This is a genomic window from Sedimenticola selenatireducens, from assembly GCF_007625115.1.
Classification (GTDB): Bacteria; Pseudomonadota; Gammaproteobacteria; order Chromatiales; family Chromatiaceae; genus Sedimenticola; species Sedimenticola selenatireducens_A.
In genome coordinates this window covers 126909-147344 of the sequence record NZ_VMNH01000009.1, presented here as the reverse complement: position 1 = coordinate 147344, position 20436 = coordinate 126909, and the positions used below count along the sequence as shown (strand labels likewise).

Genomic DNA, 20436 nt, shown 5'->3' with positions numbered 1-20436 from the left:
CTTGTCGCTTCTGATGATGCGCTCAGCGCATACGGTAATAGAGATCGACGCCGTCGACCAGTTCCCGTGATACGTCGGGTTGCTCAGGAGTGGGTTCAATCAAACCACCCAATGCCAATCCCTGCTCCAACACCTGTACGCCACCCCTCACCCGGAGATCGAAAGTAATGGAATCAGGCTCTGCCGTTAAGATCTCGGCCGTCTCCACCGAACTCTGTGACTGAAGAAAACGCCCCACACCCGCATACTGCTTGAGGTCCACCACACCACTTACCCGCAAGCGCACACGGGAGAGACTCCCCTCACCTGAAACCGGCGCATAGCGCTCTGCAAGAATATCTGTGACACGCTCAACCCCCTCACTGGCCAGTAAAGAGGGATGAGTGCCTTCATCTTTCCAGCGCGAGGATCGCTCACCGTGATAGAGGGACCAGGAGGCCCGCCATAATCCACCTGATAGCTGGGTCAGCTTACCCGTGACAATAAGGTCGGGGGAGTAGCGCTCCGACGCCCTCCTGATATTAAGCTCAAAATCACCCCATAAATCAGCCACTTGTACTCCCGCCTGATCCTCCAGATCCATCAATGGAACCATCAGTGGGATTCCCCGCTTATCAGCGGTCTGAGTCATCACATTTAATAACTGCGCATCACCCTCTGGCCGCATCACCCGGCGTTGACCCTGACCCTCGAAACCCAACCAAATCAAACCTGATGGCCTATTGTCCCCCCAAACCGGTAGTCGGCGATCTCGTAACAAACGCTGCACGGCGTTCTCATCAAACTGGACCATCAACAGACGCCCGGCCTCTTCCGCATCGGTGACATTCGCCGCAGGCATCTGATCGGAAAGTAGGCGATAGCGATACTGCTGTACATAGCGTGGTGCCAATGGAAGATCACTTTGCAACTCAGGGCGCTGGGCTATTTGTCGATTCCCCGTCACCTTCACCAACATCTGCGCAAACGCCCGGACAATACCCTCGGTGCGCTGTTCAGCAGACTGACCTGCAACAGGTACTTCAGCACTGTACAGCCCCGTCACCTGACTGGCAGATGCAAGCACCATGAATCCCAGATAAAAAAACAGCCCGAGCGGGAGCTTGATTAACCGTTTCAAGCGTTTGGTTTTGTCACTACGGGCACAATAAGGCATTAATCTCTTATCCAGTCTAGTATTAAGTTAGTGCGATTTTAGCCTGCCACCCAATCCAAATCCATTCATCTCCCTTCAAAGGTGGCTCGATCGCACACCCAACTGACCAAGGGCACTGACGAAAACAGACAAGATGCTATAATCGCCCTCTTTTTTGCCTGATCCGACGCTATGGATTTGGTAGAATCAACTATTGCAGCGCGCTGCCTTTTCAAGCACCTACCCTGGAGCGATCAGTGGACCAGAACAAAACAGAATCCGACTCTCTCAGTTATCGGGATGCCGGTGTTGATATTGACGCCGGAAACAGCCTCGTTGAGCGGATTAAACCCATCGTTAAAAATACCTTCAGACCCGGCGTTATGGCAGGACTGGGAGGATTCGGCGCACTGTTTGAGCTGCCACTCAACCGCTATCGCGAACCCGTGTTGGTGTCAGGCACCGATGGAGTAGGCACCAAACTGCGACTGGCATTAGCCATGCAGAAACACGATACGATCGGTATCGACCTGGTGGCCATGTGTGTCAACGACATCATCGTGACGGGCGCTGAACCCCTCTTCTTTCTCGATTACTACGCCACCGGAAAACTGGACGTCGATGTAGCGGCCAGCGTCATTAAAGGCATTGCCGATGGCTGCCACCTCTCAGGAGCTGCCCTGACCGGGGGCGAAACAGCTGAGATGCCCGGAATCTACGAAACGGGTGATTATGATCTAGCAGGGTTCTGTGTAGGTATTGTAGAGAAGTCGCGAATTATTGAACCCGGCAGGGTTAAAGCGGGCGATGTATTGCTGGGATTGGCCTCATCCGGCCCACATTCCAATGGTTACTCGCTGATCCGGAAGATTCTTGAAGTCTCTGGTGCAGACCTGAATCAACCCCTCGGTGACACCACACTGGGCAATGCCCTGCTGATGCCGACACGCATCTATGTAAAATCACTGCTGGCACTGCACGAAATAATCGATATCCATGCAATGGCCCATATTACTGGCGGTGGCCTGCTGGAAAATATACCCCGAGTGCTGCCGCAAGGAACTCGTGCAATTATCGATGACAACTCATGGGAACTGCCCGCCGTATTTGAATGGCTGCAACAACAGGGCAATGTGATTGAATCCGAGATGCTGCGTACCTTTAACTGCGGTGTCGGCATGGTAGTCTGCATAGCCGCTGAAGATGCCGACAAGGCGATGGCCCTTCTCCAGGAACAGGGCGAGAGCGTATGGAGGCTGGGCCATATCGCCGCCCACGATGGCGCACCCTGTGTGGAAATCACAAGGTGAACGCAGAAAAGAGACTCCCTATCGTCGTTCTGGTATCAGGCAGCGGTAGTAATCTTCAGGCGATTATTGATGATGCGCAGGCTGATCTACCCGTAGACATACGAGCCGTCATCAGTAACAAAGCGGATGCTTATGGGCTGGAACGGGCGCGTAAGGCCAATATTCCCACCCGTGTGCTTGAACATACCGCCTTTGAAGATCGATCCTCCTATGATCAGGCCCTTATAGCGCTGATTGATGAGTACCAGCCAGCCCTCGTCATACTGGCCGGCTTTATGCGTATCCTCACTCCCAGCTTTGTCAGCCACTATCAGGGGAGATTATTGAACATTCACCCCTCTCTGTTGCCGAAGTACAGAGGATTGCATACCCACCAGCGGGTACTTGAATCAGGCGATAAACAACATGGTGCCAGCGTTCATTTAGTAACAGAAGAGCTGGATGGTGGACCCCTGATCTTGCAGGTTACTGTGCCCATAGAGCCAGACGATAATGAAGCCTCACTGGCTGCACGGGTGCTGACCCAGGAGCATATAATCTACCCGACCGTAATCCGCTGGTTTGCAGAAGGCCGCTTGAGTGTAACTAACGGAGTGATTGAAATGGATGGCGTAGCACTGGATGGACCAAAGCTTATGACCTTTAATCAGACAACCGCCTTATAACAGCGCTCTCCATGAGATCAATCGCGTTATTAACAATAACCGTCTTGGTGCTATTGGGCTTCAATGGAGCTACCGCATCACCGGATCTCCTTAAGCCCTACAAGGCACAGTATCAGGTGAGCAGAGGAACCTTTGTCATCGGTACAGCTGAAATCTCCCTGACACTCTCGGATCAAGGGGCTTACAATTATCGCGGGTTTACAACCCCCGTGGGTCTAGCCGCCGTTTTCCGTAAAGATGAGATTACCGAAGAGAGCGCGGGGCAGATGATTAATGACAAAATTGTTCCTGAACGCTATCGCTACCACCATAAAAAACCCAAAAAACTACGGCAGGTCAATCTGGAATTTGATTGGCAGACAAAGCGGGTGACGAACCAAATAGCCGACTCAAACTGGTCTATGGAGATACCAACGGGCACACAAGACAAATTCAGTCAGCAACTCTCTCTCATGCTGTCACTTTGCCGAGGTGAAAAGATGGCGGAATTTGAAGTCGCAGATGGTGGGTTACTAAAAACCTATCGCTATACGGAAGTAGCGCGTGAGGCGATCCGCACCGAATCAGGGGAGTTTGACACGATAAAAATGGCTCGGCATAAAGAAGGCAAACCCTCAAATACGGCGATCTGGTTTGCCCCCAGCCTGAATTACTTACCGATAAAAATTGCCAAACATGAAAAAGATGGCAGCTACGTGATGGAGTTGGTCTCGATTACCTGGGAAACTCCGGCCAATTGATTTTCAGTCACGAAGTAATAAGCGGTTCATCACCTTCTTAAAGAAACCACCGGGTGCAACTGTAATGTGCGCATCGTCAACATTGATCTGCTCAATGTCATAGCTCTGATACTCTACACCTGCCTCCTGGTACATCTCTTGCGAGAGCTTCAGGTCATCAGCCCAACGTGACAGGAAATCCTCACTGGGTGCAATACAGACAATCCGCTTAACCTCTTCCTGAATCAATTTAGACGCACAACGGGGACAGGGAGGATGAGTGACATAGACGGTACAGGATGTCAGATCACGCTTTGCAAAGATCATCGCGTTCTCTTCGGCATGAATGGTCAGATTCAATTTGCAATTACGATCAGCCAAGCGCTCTGCACGATCCTCAACACCCGCCGCAAAACCGTTATACCCTACAGAGACTATTCGGTTACCGTCAGTAATGACTGCGCCCACCTGAGAGGAAGGATCCTTACTCCAGGCTGATATATGTGCCGCCAGCCCGAGAAAGCGGGTATCCCATTTAATACTCATCGGTATGGCCTCATTGCTGACAGTTTGATTATGGATGCTCTCAGGCAGGATGAGGGGTGCAGCGATTACACTGCACCCCGACAGCTGTACATCAGTTATTCTGGATCACAATAGGGCAAATAAGCCCTACCTTTTTGTTTTTAATGCTATTTATCAATCTCATCCTATCTATCGCTAATCAATCACTAAGCAGATGATCGAAAAACGACCCACCTAGTGACAGCAGATCAAATCAACCAGTGGCATATTTAAGGCAAGGCTAGATGAGGTGTGACTCGAGGTCAATAGCTTTACTTATTAACATTACTCAGACTCACAAATTTTTAGTTGCTATTTCTTCCAACTAGTACTGAAATTCAACATTCGGGCAAGCTCGAAAGTTCCTATATGCGAAACTCCCAGAGAATGACAGATATCTGGTATTCTCCGGTTGGCTCTTTGCGCCTTAGGTTTACTTGCCTCGATCGAGACAACTGTACGATTATGTATATCCGCTAGAGCATGTGCTATTAGAAAAGGGTCCATTCCTACTTTTGCTAATTCCACATCCGTAAGATCAGGGGCATACCCCTTATCAATTGTGTACTGAAGCAAATCTCCGTCTACTTCTTCATTGAGCAATAGTGCTTCTATTACCTGTGTTTGCTTAAGCCAAGCAGAAAGTTCATCCGCACCTGATTTTGGTTCGTTATAAATATGGAAGGGGATTTTAACAGCACCTTGCTGCCCCTGATGAATAAGCCAATCCCAAAATTCAGGAACTCTATCCATCTCGTAGTAATAGTTCTTTGCAGTTATTAAAACATTTGAGTCGATTAAGTAGAGCATGTAATCCTTTACAAATAATCCCTTAACTACCTAGCACTTGGCTGATATTGTGAGCTTTAATACCAAGGATCTTTGCCGCTTTGGTAGGTGAAACTGCCCCGCCCCGCAGCATCCTGGCCATTAGATTAACAATTGCTGCACCAAGTCGATGTCTTCGCAAAATGTGATAGGTCGGCCCAGACCCATCCTTACTTTTAGGCTTACTCTCAAACCAACGCTGGCGGAACTCACGACTAAGCTCCTGATATTGCTCAAGGGTAAGTTTGCCTGTTCTATATAGATTATAGGCAATCAATGTATTGCTTAGATTTGTTTCCGATGAAAACGCCTGAATTACATGAACCACATCAGATCGGCTTGTATTAGGCGTAACGTTTAAACCTAACACTTCCACATCAGGAAGTAATATCTCTCCAGCAACATTATTGCAAAATTTTTCTATTTGATTATCTGCCCACGCACTACTATTACTTACACCCTCCTCACCAAGCCATAGATGAGCTAATTCGTGTAGTAACGTGAAAGACCATGCACCTTTTGAATCATTGTCATTTATAACAATAAAGGGAGCCACATCATCAGCGATAGCGAACCCCCTGAAGATGTCGGTTCCTATATCGGTATGATGAGAACCCAAATCACCAATTAGAAGCACAAAGACGCCCGCATCTTCAGCACGTTGCCTAATAAAATTGAAGACTTCATTTTTGCTTCCGCAACTGCGGATAGCTTCTAGCGAAATCCCAAGTCTAGAGCGGATAGCTTCAGCGATGACTTCTACCCCTGCGCTTCTTTTCGAGGAGCCAACGAAGTCTAATCGATCCGCTTCATCCTCATCCTCCAACAAAGCCCGCACCATGCTTTGTCGTGCTTTAACATCACGTAGCAAAGCGTCAAGTAGTGCATTTTCTTCCCGTGAAAAGTCAGGTGGTAGTTTTCTAAAATCCTCACCACGATCCCCTTTGATTGGGGGCCTTACGAGATAAAAAGTGATCAGTGGGCGATGGTACACTTCAGCCATAGATATCAGCTGCGCTTGAGTTGGGTCTTTTCCACCAGTCTCAATCAGTTGCAGTTTTTCTGCCCCCGTAGATTTTTGAGACGTTGACATACCTATTTTCCGGGCAGCCTCCTCCAAGGAGAGTTCTGCTGACTCCCGAGCCCACCGAATTATTTCTGGGTTTACTTGTGGCATGGCGATAAATTTATATGAAGCCCTTGGCTGAAAAAAAATCAGTAACGATCCATTTCTTAGAGGATAGCATTGCTAACACCCAAAAGGCATATACTGATTTAACATAGACTATTTATCCAAACCCTCTCGTGAAGAATCACAATCGGGACACCCCCATCCCGATAGCCAATCGCTTTCTGAATCTTGGTACCATATGAAGAATTCGTCCAATCGCGGGATGACAGTTCACCGATCACAAGATAATTCGTCTTCTTGGTAACTGTTTTGTGAATAGAAGCACCCTGGTTGAGGGTCGCTTTTTGGCATTCTGATCGAGCACCATAAGTGAATCGCCCGGTGAAACAAAAAGACCGGTCGATAAACTCTATATGGTCAATTTTATCGTTAAAAACACCGATGGTTAGTCCGTCGGATATCCCCATATCCGGAGCGAAACCCGTAGTCTCATAGAGTAGCTGCAGCAGGATGTCCTTCTCTTCTGAAGTAATCACCCCATCAGCTAGAATTCGACCAACGCCAGCACGTACACCAGCTCCTATCGGGTTATTTGTCCAAGGTTCTGCCTGGTCTAACCAACCAGCTAAAACAAGGATCTCTACCTCATTCAACTCCTGATCAGCAGAGACTCCCTTAAGCAGGCCAAGTAACCGCTGCATAGCTTCTTTTTCATTTGCAAAATCTGAATCTGATCGATACTCAAGGAAAGTCTCAATCAGACCTTGAAGGTCATCTAACTCGTCGGCAGTAACAATTCCATCTGCAAGAATATCCGATGTGAGTTCGAACAGATCCCTATAATCAGGATCCCGTTCAAGTATTCGGTTATTCCTAAGCCATGTGTCCAGGAAGATCGCCTCCCCAGTTGTTATATGTTTGTCGGCTAAGATGCCCTCACATATACCAAATAGATCCTGGAGGGCTTTTCGAAAGTTTTGCGTGTAGTTATAACGACGATTCAGCGGCTGTCCATGATCATCAACCATATCAACTTCCTTTTTATTCTTCTTATTCCCTAAAGACGCTCAATATACCCATATCCAGGTACTATTCGCAACCTGAATAAAATGGTCCCGCACGACAAAGCCCTCTACTCTCAAACCGGCCCGTACTGGCTTGCAGAATAGCAGAATTTTTCCCTCAGCTTTTCAGCTTGTTCGCCATAACCAGCTTTGGCCTTACTAGCCTTATCACGGTAATAACGACACTGATCCTTGAAATAACTCTGAGCATCCCTTCTGCAAGTTCGATAGGGAATACTTCCATAGTCATGATTGAAACAGACAGATTCGTGAAGGATGCGATTATCTCGCTCCTTCCATTTGATGGGGTACTTGAAATTGCCTGAAAAAGAGGCAGTGGCGACCAACAATAATATAATAGCGGTTATAGCTTGAGTCCTTTTCATTACTTCTTTCCCTGTTAAATCCTGCAAACTCTTCCACGGTAAGTCTTTTTGTGTAATATATCATACGAAATATAATACCAAAAAGGACATCACCAAATGGAATTGGAACCCGATCTAACCAAGATATCCAACCTCAGAACAGACCACCCATCAGAACGCTCAGGTCTGTGGTGGGTGATCGTCATTGCTATCGGTGTTTTGACCGGGAATGCCCTCAGCTTTGGCGCACAAGAACTGTACACCCAATGGCAAATAAAAGAGTTCCAGGTTACTGTCGACGCCATGATCGACAAGCAGAGGGCGCAAGCCTCGGCCAATAATAAGGCCTTGGCTAAGCAGCGATCAGTCGACGCCCAGCTACAACAAACCTGTAACTTCTGGAACGATCAAGTCCGTCAGGAGGATACCAAGCTAAATCGACAATACCGCGATACGGCGTGTGCGCGGATGAATGGTCTGTTTAGGTAAAGGCTCTGTGAGTCTGAATAGATGCTCATGTGCAGATACGCTTACAATCTGATCCAGAAAAAATAGCAGTGGATAATGTATGTCACCGATTGCACTACTAACACTTATGTTATCACTCGTCTGCTCATAGTCTTTTCCCCCATATACCCTAGATCTTCACCCAAGATTCACCTTAGAACCTCCCTATTAAGCTTACAGCTAAGTAAATAACCATGAACAACTATTGTAATCCAAAGACACAAAAAAGCCCGCTGTTATGCGGGCTATGAGTAGTTTTGGATAGGTGTGAATATCGATCAGTTATTCTGGATCACAATATTGGGGAACTTGGCCGCATAGCTCTTGGCCTGCTTGGCGAGAATAGCGGTTGTCTTACGAGCGATCTCCCGATAGATCTGAGAAATACGCGTCTCAGGGTCAGCCACAACAGTGGGCTTACCACCATCCGTCTCCTCACGAATGCGGATATCCAATGGCAGTGCGCCCAGGAAATTGACGCCATATTGCTCGGCCATTCTTCTGCCACCGCCTTCTCCGAAGATATGCTCTTCGTGATTACAGTTGGAGCAGATATGGATACTCATGTTCTCCACGATACCCAACACGGGCACTTCAACCTTCTCAAACATCTTGAAGCCCTTACGCGCATCAAGCAGGGCGATGTCCTGAGGAGTAGTGACAACTACTGCACCCGATACCGGCACCTTCTGTGCCAGGGTCAACTGAGTGTCACCCGTGCCAGGGGGCAGATCGATAATCAGATAATCCAGATTGGACCAGTTGGTATCATTCAGCAACTGCTCTAAAGCCTGAGTCACCATAGGGCCACGCCAGATCATCGGTGTCTCTTCATCAATAAGGAACCCGATTGACATCGCCTGGATACCATAATTTTTCAATGGTTCCAGTGTCTTGCCATCTTTTGATTCAGGCTGTCCAGAGACACCCAACATGCGGGGTTGTGATGGACCGTAGATATCCGCATCCAGCAAACCGACAGTCGCTCCCTCTTCAACCAGGGCAAGCGCCAAATTGACCGCTGTAGTCGATTTACCCACGCCACCCTTTCCGGATGCTACAGCGATGATATTCTTGACATTATCAATTGGTTTGAGCGATTTCTGAACGGAATGAGCTGCAATCTTCCAGGTCACGTCAACCTCAACAGATGACACACCTTCAACTGACGAGATCTGCGCCTTCAGTGCATTCGCTAATTCATCTTTGAAGCCTTTGGCCGGGAATCCCAGTTCAACCGACACCTTGACACTTCCACCCTCAATATCTATTCCTTTGATCGACTTGGCAGCGATCAAATCGGTTTCGAGGTGGGGTTCGACGTAGCCTTTAAGTGCCTCTTCAATCAACTCTTTTGTTACTTCAGCCATTACTTGCTCCTACGAGACAACCCCTCAGGGTCGCAAAATCGGGGAATGATGGCCGCGCATTCTACATTAAAAAACGCTTATGCCCAACCAAATCGCTTGGTCTTTCGCCGGCTATCATTGATATTTATCCTTTAAGCTACCATTAAACACCTGCGACACTCCCACTACAAATACACATGCAGGGGTAATTAGAGTTGCTGGCTTTTCGGAATCCGCGTAAATATGTGATAATTGAGCGTTTTACTAAACAGGTGGCTGTATCTAGACGGCCGCCCCATTCTTATCTCCCTGACGCAGCCGTGAAATCATGATTCAGAAAGCGCGAAATATACTGGTAACCAGTGCCCTCCCCTATGCCAATGGGCCGATCCACATCGGGCACATGGTGGAGTACATACAAACCGATATCTGGGTACGTTTTCAAAAGATGCGGGGTAATCAGTGCCTTTATGTCTGCGCAGACGATGCTCATGGCACGCCCATCATGCTGCGCGCACGCAAGGAAGGCATCGAACCTGAAGCGTTGATTGCACGGGTCTCCGAAGAGCACAAAGCCGATTTTGCCGATTTCAATGTGGGGTTTGATAACTATCACTCGACACATTCAGATGAAAACAGGTATTACGCTTCGTTGATCTATCAGCGCAACAAAGACAAGGGAAACATCGCCAACCGTACAATTACCCAAGCCTACGACCCTATTGAAGAGATGTTCCTGCCCGATCGTTTTATCAAGGGCGAATGCCCCAAATGCGGCGCACAAGATCAATACGGCGATAACTGCGAAGTCTGCGGAGCCAGTTACTCACCTAACGAACTGAAGAACCCTGTCTCCGCCGTCTCAGGCGCTACACCTGTCGACAGGGATTCCGAGCATTACTTCTTCAAGCTGGCCAATTTTGAAGACATGCTCAAGGAGTGGACGCGCGGCGGCCATCTTCAAGCCGAGGTTGCCAATAAGCTGTCCGAGTGGTTTGAGGCCGGACTGCATGAATGGGATATCTCCCGCGATGCACCTTATTTCGGTTTTGAAATCCCCGATCATCCAGGTAAATATTTTTACGTCTGGCTGGATGCCCCAATCGGCTATATGGCCAGCTTTAAGAACCTGTGCGATCGCACGCCCGGGCTTGAATTTGATGCCTTCTGGAGCAAAGACTCGAGTGCCGAGCTCTACCATTTCATCGGCAAGGACATCATCTATTTTCATGCCCTGTTTTGGCCTGCCATGTTGCATGGGGCAGATTTCCGTACACCAACGGCCGTTTTCTCTCATGGTTTCCTGACCGTTGATGGCCAGAAAATGTCTAAATCCCGCGGCACCTTCATTAAGGCACGCACGTATCTGGACAACTTGAATCCCGAATATCTGCGTTACTATTTTGCCGCCAAACTCGGTGCTGGCATTGAGGATATCGACCTCAACCTGGATGATTTTCTGGCCCGGGTAAACTCAGACCTGGTTGGCAAAGTTGTGAACATTGCCAGTCGCTGTGCCGGTTTTATTAACAAGCGCTTTGAAGGAAAACTGGCCAACAAACTGGAAGACACTGCACTCTTTGAGTCTTTTACCGCTACGGGCAATCAAATTGCTGAGTGCTATGAAAAGCGTGAATTCAGCAAAGCCGTCCGCGAAATCATGGCCTTGGCTGATCGAGCCAATCAATATATCGATGAGAAAAAACCTTGGGTGATCGCCAAAGAGACGGGCCGTGAGCAGGAGTTGCATGAAGTCTGCACACTCGGTCTGAACCTTTTCCGGCTGTTAATAGGTTTCCTCCGCCCCATCTTACCCGCGACCGCAGATAAATCAGAGGCTTTCTTACAGGTACAACCCATCAGTTGGGATGACCTCGAACAGCCGTTATTGGGACATACCATCGACGCCTTCAAGCCCCTCATGACGCGTATCGAAAATAGCCAGATTGATGCCATCGTCGAAGCGTCAAAAGTGGACCTGGAAAAGCAAGAGCCTAGCACGGTTAAAACAAGTGAGCCGCTACCTCAAGATCCCATCTGCGATACCATTGAATACCCGGATTTCGCTAAAGTCGATTTACGTGTTGTCAAGATCATCAAGGCGGAACAGGTTGACGGGGCTGAGAAGCTGCTGCAGCTCACGCTGGATCTCGGCGGAGAGACACGCAATGTATTTGCAGGGATCAAGTCCGCCTATGCCCCTGAAGATCTGGTAGGAAAGCTAACCGTGATGGTTGCGAATCTGGCACCGCGAAAAATGCGCTTTGGCGTTTCAGAAGGCATGGTGCTGGCTGCAGGCCCCGGCGGTAAAGAGCTCTTTATTCTGACCCCAGATAGCGGTGCCACGCCCGGAATGCGGGTCAAGTAACCGGGTAAAGCAGTATGTAGCCTGGCTGTGCCGGTTATTTTCTGGTGCTTACTATTAAACAGGAACTTACAGGTCATGCTGGAAAATGTTACGGCAAATACATGAAATATTGTGCATGTACTTTTTTATAAAAAGTGATATATAATGCAACACAACATCTACAGCTGGATATATACCTAAAAGTTATAAGGTTATATACACACAAACTGTCGGTTGTTAGTCGCTGGCTTAAACACTACCATCGGCCATCCCTGAACCTGGAGTAGGTCTGTTTTTTTAATGAAAGAGTATGCGCTCATCCTTGTCAGCACTGTGCTGGTCAACAACTTCGTATTGGTGAAGTTTCTTGGCCTTTGCCCCTTTATGGGTGTTTCGAAAAAACTCGAGACAGCAGTCGGCATGGGGATGGCAACAACCTTTGTACTCACCCTAGCTTCAATCTGCAGCTATTTAGCCAATGAATATCTGTTAGCGCCATTGGGACTGGAATATCTGCGCACAATCACCTTTATTCTGGTGATTGCAGTACTCGTTCAATTCACTGAAATGGTGATGCACAAAACCAGCCCGGTCCTCTACCAGTTATTGGGCATCTTTCTACCGCTGATTACCACCAACTGCGCTGTACTGGGTGTCGCCCTTCTGAATGTTCAGGAACAGCATAACTTTATTGAATCTGGCCTTTACGGATTCGGTGCGGCGGCGGGTTTCTCGCTGGTTCTCGTGTTATTTGCAGCGATGCGCGAAAGAGTGACGGTTTCCGATGTGCCCGCTCCGTTCCAAGGCAGCGCCATCGCCATGATCACCGCCGGATTGATGTCCATTGCCTTCATGGGCTTCTCTGGCTTGGTTTCAAGCTGAGGGGGGCGCCGATATGCTAATCGCCATTGCTGCCCTCGCTTTGCTTGCCCTGGCATTTGGATCATTGCTGGGTTACTCCTCTATCCGTTTCCGGGTAGAGGGCGACCCAATCGTTGAAAAGATTGAAGCGCTCTTACCGCAAACCCAGTGCGGACAGTGCAGTTTTCCAGGTTGCCATGCCTATGCAGAAGCACTCGCCAATGATCAGGCTGAGATCAATGCATGTCCACCGGGCGGCGAAACAACCATGATTGCCCTCTCTGACCTGCTCGGCAAAGACCCTCTACCGATGGAGGGAGGTGCTGCCGAAGAGAAACCCAAGGCCGTGGCTGTAATACGTGAAGATGAATGCATTGGATGCACGTTATGCATTCAAGCCTGTCCGGTTGATGCCATTCTGGGCTCTGCCAAGAGTATGCACACGGTTATCAGCAGTGAATGCACAGGGTGTGAGCTTTGCCTACCCCCCTGCCCTGTTGAGTGTATTGATATGAAACCACTGGAAGTCAATACCAGTAACTGGAAGTGGCCCTATCCCGGCGATTCTGCCAACAACCGATCCATTGCAGCATCTTCAGTGGGTTAAAGAAACGTCATGCAGAATTTGAATCAGACCAAACAAAAACATACCCTGCATCGTTTCAATGGCGGCTTGCATCTACCTGATAACAAGTCACAATCATTGACCCAGCCATTGCAGAAGGCGGCTATTCCAAAGCGTCTCACCCTCCCACTGCAACAACATATTGGTGAGATTTCCGAACCCTTGGTGAAGGTTGGCGATCATGTTCTTAAGGGCCAGATGCTGGCGAAACCCCAAGGTTATGTCAGCGCACCGATACACGCCCCCACTTCTGGAACCGTGGTTGCAATTGATGTATTCCCCATTCCTCACCCATCCGGCTTACCTGCACCCTGTGTCGTCATCGAAACTGATGGAAAAGATACTTGGGGCGGACAACTAGAGCCCATGCCTGATTATATGCATGTTGATCTCTCAATTTTACGGGAGCGTATTCGCAACGCGGGCATTGTAGGCTTAGGTGGTGCCGCCTTTCCGTCAAGCGTCAAACTTACCCCTGGACTGGATAATCCAATCAACACCCTGATCATTAATGGTGCTGAGTGCGAACCCTACATCACCTGTGATGATCTCTTGATGCAGACACAAGCGGAGAGAATCCTCTCTGGCATCACGATTATTCGTCGGCTAGTCGGTGCAGAAAAATGCCTCATCGGCATTGAAGACAACAAACCAAAAGCCATTCGCTCACTTCGACAGGCTGTAACAGATCATGAGTTGTCCTGGATTTCAGTTATTACTATCCCGACACTCTACCCGAGCGGCGGTGAAAAACAGCTTATAAAAGTTTTAACCGGTAAAGAGGTACCTTCCGGCAAGATACCCGCAACGATTGGTATGATCTGCCATAACGTGACAACGGCATACTCAGTAGCTGAAGCCGTTTTGGAGGGAAGGCCGCTAATCTCCCGCTATGTCACCATCACCGGAAAGGGTGTAGCACAACCGAAGAATCTAGAGGCGTTGATCGGCACACCGGTGTCCGAGCTTATTGCTCAAGCCGGAGGCTACACAGAGCAGGTCTCTAAGCTCATTATGGGTGGACCCATGATGGGCTTTACCCTGGCAACGGATGAGGTGCCCATCACTAAGGCATGCAACTGCTTGCTGGCTGCTGATAAAACCGAGTCACCTGATCCTCAACCCGCATTGGCATGCATCCGTTGTGGACAATGCGCAGCGGCTTGTCCAGCCAACCTGCTACCGCAACAGATGTATTGGTATGCACGCGCCAAAGATCTTGAAAAGGTACAGGAATACAACCTTTTTGACTGCATCGAGTGCGGTTGCTGTTCACACGTGTGCCCTTCGCATATTCCGCTGGTGCAATACTTCCGTTTTGCAAAAACTGAAAGCTGGGCACAGGAGAAGGAGCAACGCGCTGCTGAAAAGGCACGCCAACGCCACGAGGCTCAACTGGCACGCAAGGAGAGACTAGAGGCCGAGCGAAAAGCCAAAATTCGGCAGAAGAAGGAGGCCCTAAGCGCAACAAAGGCAAAAGAGGCTTCGGTAAAAACGGCATCGCCTGATGACATCGGCGAGGACCCCAAAAAAGCCGCCATCACCGCAGCACTTAAGCGTGCCGCAGAAAAGAAGGCTAAATTAGCTGAATCCGGAATAAAGCCAAAAAATCAAGATGACCTCACAGAGGCCCAGAAGCAGGCCATTAAAAAAGTGGATGCACGCAGGTCAAGTCATGAAGAGGATGCGACCACTACTGATGAGCAAGGCGGTTAGCGAAGATGCAATTCACCACCATCACATCACCACACAGTGACCGGCCCAATAGTGTAAGCCGGACCATGCTGCTGGTTATTTTGGCACTGGTACCCGGGGCAATAGCCATGACCTGGTATTTTGGCTGGGGTATTCTAATCAATATGCTGCTCGCCAGTGTTACCGCGGTGATTTGTGAAGCGCTAGCCATGCGTCTAAGAAAACGCCCTATAATTCCAGTGGTTGGCGATTTCAGCGCCGTGTTGACCGCACTCCTGTTTGCCGTCGCGGTACCTCCACTACTGCCCTGGTGGCTGACCGTAATAGGTATTGCATTTGCCATTCTCCTCGTCAAACAAATCTATGGCGGATTGGGTTACAACCCCTTTAATCCAGCCATGGCGGCTTATGTTCTACTGCTGGTCTCCTACCCCGTTCAGATGACCTCATGGCTACCTCCAGAGATGCTGAACGAACATCCCCTGACATTCCTTCAGACGGCAACGGTCATCTTCACGGGCGCTTTACCGGGTGGACTCACCTGGGATGCCCTGACCATGGCTACACCATTAGATTCCATGTTTACCCAGTTAGATCAGAGCAAGATGGTCAGTGAGATCCTGATGAGCCCTCTGTGGGGTGATTTTGGTGGGCGTGGATGGGAATGGGTTGGCAACTGGTATCTGCTCGGTGGCCTGTTCCTGATTTACAAACGGATTATCAGCTGGCACATCCCGGTTTCCATGCTGGCCAGTCTGCTGGTTATCGCCATGCTGTTCCACTTCCTGGATCAGGAGGCCTATCCGTTTGGCATGTTCCATGTGTTCACAGGCGGAACAATTCTCGGTGCCTTCTTTATCGCCACCGACCCGGTTTCAGCCTGTACGACTAAAAAAGGCCAACTGGTCTATGGCGCCTGCATCGGCCTCATGGTCTTTGTCATTCGCACTTGGGGTGGATATCCCGATGCCATTGCTTTCGCCGTATTGTTATTGAATATGGCAGCACCAACCATTGATTATTACACCCAACCCAGGGCTTTCGGACACCAGGGGGCACGGCGTGATTAAGCATCCCGTATCTGTTGCTGGTATATTGTTGGCCCTGTTCGCTACTGCTGGTACCGCACTGGTTGCAGTGACCAATGACCTGACAGCTGACAAAATTGCCGCCAACGAGCGTGAAGCGCTATTACGCAGCCTGGTCGCCCTGGTACCCGCTGAAAGCATTGACAATGACATTGTCACTGATACCCAAATCGCTCACCAGAAAGACCTGCTAGGCAGTGATGAGACCCTGGTCTATCTCGGGCGAAAACAGGGAAAGCCTGTCGCGGCAGTTTTCTCCTCTGTGGTACCCAATGGCTATAGCGGCCCGATTAAGCTACTGGTAGCAGTCCGCACAGACGGCACTTTAGGTGGCGTCAGGGTAGTCTCACATAAGGAGACACCGGGATTAGGCGATAAGGTTGAGGAGAATCGATCAGATTGGATCTACTCCTTCAATGGAAAATCACTCTCCAATCCCGAGTATACCCGCTGGAAGGTTAAGAAAGATGGGGGGGATTTTGACCAGTTCACCGGGGCCACAATCACACCTCGCGCCATCGTGAACGCCGTAAAAAACACCCTGATGTATTTTGATAGGCACGGTGAGTCCCTGTTTATGGATCGGGAAAAGGCAACCAAAAAATGAGCGATACCGGCTACGCAAAACTGATTAAAGACGGTCTCTGGAGTAATAACCAGGCACTGGTTGCCCTGCTAGGGCTCTGCCCACTCCTGGCCGTTACGAACACTGCCATCAATGGCCTCGGCCTGGGTATCGCCACAACAGCAGTATTGGTAATGTCCAACGCGACCGTCTCGCTTATCAGAAACCTGGTAAGACCTGAGGTACGGTTACCCGTATTCGTCATTGTTATTGCTTCATTTGTAACTGCCGTAGAATTGAGCATGAACGCCTGGTTCTTCGATCTATATAAAGTCCTGGGTATTTTCATTCCACTGATCGTGACAAACTGCGCCATTATTGGGCGCGCTGAAGCCTTTGCATCAAAGAATCATCTTGTGCCTGCGGTAGTCGATGGCTTGGCCATGGGACTTGGCTTTACCTGCGCTTTATTTGCGTTGGGGTCCCTGCGTGAGCTGATCGGCCTTGGTACCTTGTTTGCCCAAGCTGACCTCATGTTTGGACCGATAGCAAGCGATTGGGCCATCAGCTTGGGCTCAGATTTCAGAGGCATGCTGATTGCGATCCTGCCACCAGGCGCCTTTCTGGGTCTCGGTTTAATGATTGCCTTAAAAAATATCATTGATAGTAGACTGCCAAAAAAGAAGCCAGCCCCTATCTCCTCTTCAAATGAAGAGATGGAAACCAATACAGCCTAGATTAGCCCGTTCCAACTGCGCTGTAACGCTCAATAGCCTTCTGTAGTAGCTGTTCATCAACAGGCTTGGCCAGGAAATCGTCCATACCTGCTTCTGCACACTGCAGGCGAACACTGGCACTGGTGTTAGCGGTCAGGGCAATGATAGGTAATCGGACATTAGCCTTTTCACCTGCTCGCCACTCTCTGGTAAATGCCAACCCATCCAGCTTGGGCATTCTCAAGTCAATAAAGGCGATATCGTAACGGCCTTTCAAAGCCATCGCCAACGCCTCCTCTCCATCCCTGGCCCAGGCTACACTGCAACCAATTCCACTTAACAAAGTACTTAGAACCTTGGCATTAATGGCGTTATCTTCAGCCATCAGCACGCTGATCTTCACCTGTTCAAAATTACGCTTCCCGTCTAAAACGGCTACCGTGGAGAGAGGTTCTTTCAGCACTGTAGAAATTTGTTGAAATAGATCTGAACAGATAAAAGGCTTTTTTAAGAAATGATTGTTGGGGTGTTTATCGGGAGACTTGCGTTCAAGATAGCCAAGATGAATAACGGGCAGATCGCTCCTCAGGTGTTTGCGAATGAGACGGCCAATTCTCGCAATATCTTGCCCGGAAGGAGAATCGGCAACAATGGCATAATCCACGCCTCCCTGCATCTCAACCTGATTGACAACCTCCGAGAGCTCACTCAGACGCGACACACCATTACAGTGAATACCATAAGTCGCACAACACTTCTTCAGCAACTGTAGCGACGTTGAATTCGTCTCATAAATCAGAACAGAGAAGCCGTCATACCGGCTCAGATTGGTTTTATTAGGATATTGACCCTGCCCTGTCAGGGGGAGTCTTACCCAAAAGGTAGATCCATCACCCGGCTTACTGATCACGCCAATCTCCCCTCCCATCAAGTGGGTCAGGCGGCGTGAGATAGTTGTACCAAGCCCGATACCCCCATGATGACTAGTGGTTGAAGTATCTGCCTGCCAGAAACGTTCAAACAACTTCTCTTGGTGTGAGGGCTCGATACCAATTCCGGTATCCCTTACTTCAATACACAACTCACTGGTCAACCCTTCATCTTCGGCGGAAATCAGTTTTGCCAGTAACACGACTTCACCAGATGCAGTGAATTTTAAAGCGTTCGAAAGCAGATTGGATAAGATCTGCCGAAGCCGCAACTCATCATAGAAGACCAATGCTGGCAGTCGTTCATCCACATCACAAATTAACTCAAGACCTTTATCCAATGCCTCATGAGAGAGCGACTGGCTCACATCACGACAGAGGGTCCTTATATCAAAAAGGTGTGGCTTGAGCTCCAGACCGCCTGCGTCCATTTTAGAGAGATCAAGCACTTCACTGATCAATGAATCAAGCACACTCCCCGATGAGACAATCGATTCCAGATACTCCTTCTGCTCAATATTCAACGGGGTATTTTTGAGTAACTGAGCCATACCCATAATACCGCTCAGCGGGGTGCGCAACTCATGGGTCATGCAGGATAGAAATATACTTTTCGCCTGATCAGACTGCTCGGCCTCCTGCCGGGCTTGATGGAGTTTTCTTAACAACACGTACTGATAAAGTGGCAGCATAATCAACAACAGCAGAAAGAATATCACCTCAAAGGTATAGCGCTCCCATTGACCCAATGCCGTTAATACCAGGGTGTAGGCAAGGATACTGAGAATTGATGCAGACTTGAGATGCTCTTTTCCGTAACGTGTGCCATACGAGATAAATATCCATATATAGAGCAAGTAGAAAGGGCTCACTATGTCCTTGGTAAGGTAGATACAGAAGCTGGTAGCGGAAACATCCATCAAAAGTGAGAAATAGCGTCGCGCTTCCCAAACCGGGCGATGTATCACACTTGCCAACAACGAGAGAAACAAGAATAAAAAACCGCCAAACAACAGCGAATAGTCATCGATATCAACCAGATAATAGTCGCTGGCAGCGCCAAGTCCGATGTAGAGAACAGCAAACAACCAGATGGCCAGCCGAACCATTGCTGATTGGAATTCCGGGTTTCTAAGCAACGCGGGGTCTAGCCGAGTGAGCATCCTATGCCTCATTGTCTAATATGACCGTTATTATAAAGTACCGTATACTACTTTATATCTTACACGATCTAAAAGGGTGTCCCACGGATATTAGCCAGTGATCATCAGAATAGCCAACCGCAACACATTTATCCGCGCGCAAAAATCGAGTCATGATAAAATTGCACTATGAACAAACAGATCCGGCAAACCATCTTTGAGCGCTTTAAAGCGCACACGCCCAACCCCACTACAGAACTCCAGTATGAAAACCCCTTTGAATTACTCATCGCCGTCATTCTATCCGCGCAGGCGACAGACAAAGGGGTCAACAAGGCAACTGCCAAGCTGTATCCGGTTGCGAATACCCCGGAGGCCATTGTCGCCCTGGGTGAAGAGGGTCTTAAGCACTACATAAAAACAATCGGTTTGTTTAACAGCAAGGCCGCCAATATTATAAAAACCTGTGAACTGTTGATACGTGATCACCAAAGTAAAGTGCCTCAGGAGCGGGCAGCATTGGAGTTACTCCCAGGAGTCGGCAGAAAGACGGCTAACGTGATACTAAATACCGTCTTCAGGCTACCCACCATGGCCGTCGATACTCACATATACAGGGTCGCCAATCGGACAAAAATCGCACCAGGAAAAAATGTCCTTGAGGTAGAAAAACGGTTGCTTCGCCATATACCCAAGGAGTTTCTGCTGGATGCCCATCACTGGCTGATTCTGCATGGCCGATATACCTGTACGGCTCGCTCCCCCCGTTGTGGTTCCTGTATCATTGAGGATCTCTGTGAATTTCGCGATAAAAACCTGGATTGATGAGT

20 protein-coding genes are annotated in these 20436 nt (G+C 49.0%); 12 read left to right on the top strand and 8 right to left on the bottom strand.

Features of this window, described 5'->3' with window-relative positions; translation table 11 throughout:
* Positions 1–22 precede the first annotated feature (22 nt).
* Entirely contained in the window at positions 23–1156 is a 1134-nt protein-coding gene (locus FHP88_RS09540) for a DUF2066 domain-containing protein (protein WP_144358813.1), read from the bottom strand.
* A 236-nt stretch (positions 1157–1392) separates the two neighbouring features.
* On the opposite strand from FHP88_RS09540, the gene purM reads away from it, so the two are divergent.
* Genes purM through FHP88_RS09525 form a run of 3 tightly spaced genes read left to right on the top strand, consistent with a single transcriptional unit; the run spans position 1393 to position 3850 of the window.
* Entirely contained in the window at positions 1393–2445 is a 1053-nt protein-coding gene (gene purM / locus FHP88_RS09535; protein ID WP_144358812.1) for a phosphoribosylformylglycinamidine cyclo-ligase, read from the top strand.
* Positions 2442–3110 (top strand): phosphoribosylglycinamide formyltransferase, encoded by a 669-nt coding sequence (purN, locus tag FHP88_RS09530; protein ID WP_260843230.1) that lies wholly within the window; start codon positions 2442–2444, stop codon positions 3108–3110. Before purM ends, purN begins: the two co-directional genes overlap by 4 nt.
* Before the next feature lie 11 nt (positions 3111–3121).
* Complete coding sequence (locus tag FHP88_RS09525; protein WP_144358810.1) at positions 3122–3850, top strand: DUF3108 domain-containing protein; 729 nt, start codon at positions 3122–3124, stop codon at positions 3848–3850.
* A 3-nt stretch (positions 3851–3853) separates the two neighbouring features.
* Here the strand turns inward: FHP88_RS09525 and FHP88_RS09520 are convergent, their stop codons facing one another.
* The 5 genes from FHP88_RS09520 to FHP88_RS09500 form a co-directional block, all read right to left on the bottom strand.
* The gene (locus FHP88_RS09520; RefSeq protein WP_144358809.1) at positions 3854–4375 is read right to left on the bottom strand and encodes a deoxycytidylate deaminase; all 522 of its coding nucleotides are present in this window, start codon (positions 4373–4375) and stop codon (positions 3854–3856) included.
* 330 nt (positions 4376–4705) lie between these two features.
* Positions 4706–5203: a DUF4411 family protein gene (locus FHP88_RS09515; RefSeq protein WP_144358808.1), complete on the bottom strand. Its 498-nt coding sequence runs from the start codon at positions 5201–5203 to the stop codon at positions 4706–4708.
* A 22-nt stretch (positions 5204–5225) separates the two neighbouring features.
* Entirely contained in the window at positions 5226–6314 is a 1089-nt protein-coding gene (locus FHP88_RS09510) for an ImmA/IrrE family metallo-endopeptidase (RefSeq protein ID WP_186297672.1), read from the bottom strand.
* Between the two features lie 182 nt (positions 6315–6496).
* Positions 6497–7381 (bottom strand): BRCT domain-containing protein, encoded by an 885-nt coding sequence (locus tag FHP88_RS09505; RefSeq protein ID WP_144358806.1) that lies wholly within the window; start codon positions 7379–7381, stop codon positions 6497–6499.
* Positions 7382–7491: 110 nt separating this feature from the next.
* The gene (locus tag FHP88_RS09500; protein WP_144358805.1) at positions 7492–7803 is read right to left on the bottom strand and encodes a hypothetical protein; all 312 of its coding nucleotides are present in this window, start codon (positions 7801–7803) and stop codon (positions 7492–7494) included.
* Positions 7804–7899: 96 nt separating this feature from the next.
* On the opposite strand from FHP88_RS09500, the gene FHP88_RS09495 reads away from it, so the two are divergent.
* Positions 7900–8271 carry a hypothetical protein gene (locus FHP88_RS09495; RefSeq protein WP_144358804.1) on the top strand — a complete coding sequence of 124 codons (372 nt, stop codon included), beginning with the start codon at positions 7900–7902 and terminating at the stop codon, positions 8269–8271.
* A gap of 296 nt (positions 8272–8567) precedes the next feature.
* Here the strand turns inward: FHP88_RS09495 and apbC are convergent, their stop codons facing one another.
* Entirely contained in the window at positions 8568–9659 is a 1092-nt protein-coding gene (apbC, locus tag FHP88_RS09490; protein WP_144358803.1) for an iron-sulfur cluster carrier protein ApbC, read from the bottom strand.
* Between the two features lie 307 nt (positions 9660–9966).
* Here apbC and metG point away from each other — a divergent pair, with 307 nt between their 5' ends.
* The 7 genes from metG (at position 9967) to FHP88_RS09455 (ending at position 17556) form a co-directional block, all read left to right on the top strand.
* A complete protein-coding gene (gene metG / locus FHP88_RS09485) occupies positions 9967–12006 on the top strand; it encodes a methionine--tRNA ligase (RefSeq protein WP_144358802.1) in 2040 nt (679 codons plus the stop codon).
* 279 nt (positions 12007–12285) lie between these two features.
* Positions 12286–12867 carry an electron transport complex subunit RsxA gene (rsxA, locus tag FHP88_RS09480; RefSeq protein ID WP_144358801.1) on the top strand — a complete coding sequence of 194 codons (582 nt, stop codon included), beginning with the start codon at positions 12286–12288 and terminating at the stop codon, positions 12865–12867.
* A gap of 13 nt (positions 12868–12880) precedes the next feature.
* Complete coding sequence (gene rsxB, locus FHP88_RS09475) at positions 12881–13453, top strand: electron transport complex subunit RsxB (RefSeq protein ID WP_144358800.1); 573 nt, start codon at positions 12881–12883, stop codon at positions 13451–13453.
* 9 nt (positions 13454–13462) lie between these two features.
* A complete protein-coding gene (gene rsxC, locus FHP88_RS09470; RefSeq protein ID WP_144358799.1) occupies positions 13463–15187 on the top strand; it encodes an electron transport complex subunit RsxC in 1725 nt (574 codons plus the stop codon).
* Between the two features lie 5 nt (positions 15188–15192).
* Complete coding sequence (rsxD, locus tag FHP88_RS09465; protein WP_144358798.1) at positions 15193–16236, top strand: electron transport complex subunit RsxD; 1044 nt, start codon at positions 15193–15195, stop codon at positions 16234–16236.
* Complete coding sequence (rsxG, locus tag FHP88_RS09460) at positions 16229–16861, top strand: electron transport complex subunit RsxG (RefSeq protein ID WP_144358797.1); 633 nt, start codon at positions 16229–16231, stop codon at positions 16859–16861. Before rsxD ends, rsxG begins: the two co-directional genes overlap by 8 nt.
* Entirely contained in the window at positions 16858–17556 is a 699-nt protein-coding gene (locus tag FHP88_RS09455) for an electron transport complex subunit E (RefSeq protein WP_144358796.1), read from the top strand. The genes rsxG and FHP88_RS09455 overlap by 4 nt, the downstream gene beginning before the upstream one ends.
* A gap of 1 nt (position 17557) precedes the next feature.
* Here FHP88_RS09455 and FHP88_RS09450 read toward each other — a convergent pair whose 3' ends face one another.
* A complete protein-coding gene (locus FHP88_RS09450) occupies positions 17558–19627 on the bottom strand; it encodes an ATP-binding protein (protein ID WP_186297671.1) in 2070 nt (689 codons plus the stop codon).
* A 168-nt stretch (positions 19628–19795) separates the two neighbouring features.
* Between FHP88_RS09450 and nth the strand changes: the two genes are divergently transcribed.
* Positions 19796–20431: an endonuclease III gene (gene nth, locus FHP88_RS09445; protein ID WP_144358794.1), complete on the top strand. Its 636-nt coding sequence runs from the start codon at positions 19796–19798 to the stop codon at positions 20429–20431.
* Positions 20432–20436: the final 5 nt, after the last annotated feature.

Bases quoted from the DNA above. Each gene is read 5' to 3' on its own strand.
- rsxC (WP_144358799.1), top strand. From the start codon at position 13,463: ATGCAGAATTTGAATCAGACCAAACAAAAACATACCCTGCATCGTTTC.
- FHP88_RS09450 (WP_186297671.1), bottom strand. From the start codon at position 19,627: ATGCTCACTCGGCTAGACCCCGCGTTGCTTAGAAACCCGGAATTCCAA.
- FHP88_RS09515 (WP_144358808.1), bottom strand. From the start codon at position 5,203: ATGCTCTACTTAATCGACTCAAATGTTTTAATAACTGCAAAGAACTAT.
- FHP88_RS09540 (WP_144358813.1), bottom strand. From the start codon at position 1,156: ATGCCTTATTGTGCCCGTAGTGACAAAACCAAACGCTTGAAACGGTTA.
- FHP88_RS09525 (WP_144358810.1), top strand. From the start codon at position 3,122: ATGAGATCAATCGCGTTATTAACAATAACCGTCTTGGTGCTATTGGGC.
- apbC (WP_144358803.1), bottom strand. From the start codon at position 9,659: ATGGCTGAAGTAACAAAAGAGTTGATTGAAGAGGCACTTAAAGGCTAC.
- FHP88_RS09510 (WP_186297672.1), bottom strand. From the start codon at position 6,314: ATGTCAACGTCTCAAAAATCTACGGGGGCAGAAAAACTGCAACTGATT.
- FHP88_RS09500 (WP_144358805.1), bottom strand. From the start codon at position 7,803: ATGAAAAGGACTCAAGCTATAACCGCTATTATATTATTGTTGGTCGCC.
- FHP88_RS09520 (WP_144358809.1), bottom strand. From the start codon at position 4,375: ATGAGTATTAAATGGGATACCCGCTTTCTCGGGCTGGCGGCACATATA.
- FHP88_RS09495 (WP_144358804.1), top strand. From the start codon at position 7,900: ATGGAATTGGAACCCGATCTAACCAAGATATCCAACCTCAGAACAGAC.
- rsxB (WP_144358800.1), top strand. From the start codon at position 12,881: ATGCTAATCGCCATTGCTGCCCTCGCTTTGCTTGCCCTGGCATTTGGA.
- rsxD (WP_144358798.1), top strand. From the start codon at position 15,193: ATGCAATTCACCACCATCACATCACCACACAGTGACCGGCCCAATAGT.
- FHP88_RS09455 (WP_144358796.1), top strand. From the start codon at position 16,858: ATGAGCGATACCGGCTACGCAAAACTGATTAAAGACGGTCTCTGGAGT.
- metG (WP_144358802.1), top strand. From the start codon at position 9,967: ATGATTCAGAAAGCGCGAAATATACTGGTAACCAGTGCCCTCCCCTAT.
- nth (WP_144358794.1), top strand. From the start codon at position 19,796: ATGAACAAACAGATCCGGCAAACCATCTTTGAGCGCTTTAAAGCGCAC.
- rsxA (WP_144358801.1), top strand. From the start codon at position 12,286: ATGAAAGAGTATGCGCTCATCCTTGTCAGCACTGTGCTGGTCAACAAC.
- FHP88_RS09505 (WP_144358806.1), bottom strand. From the start codon at position 7,381: ATGGTTGATGATCATGGACAGCCGCTGAATCGTCGTTATAACTACACG.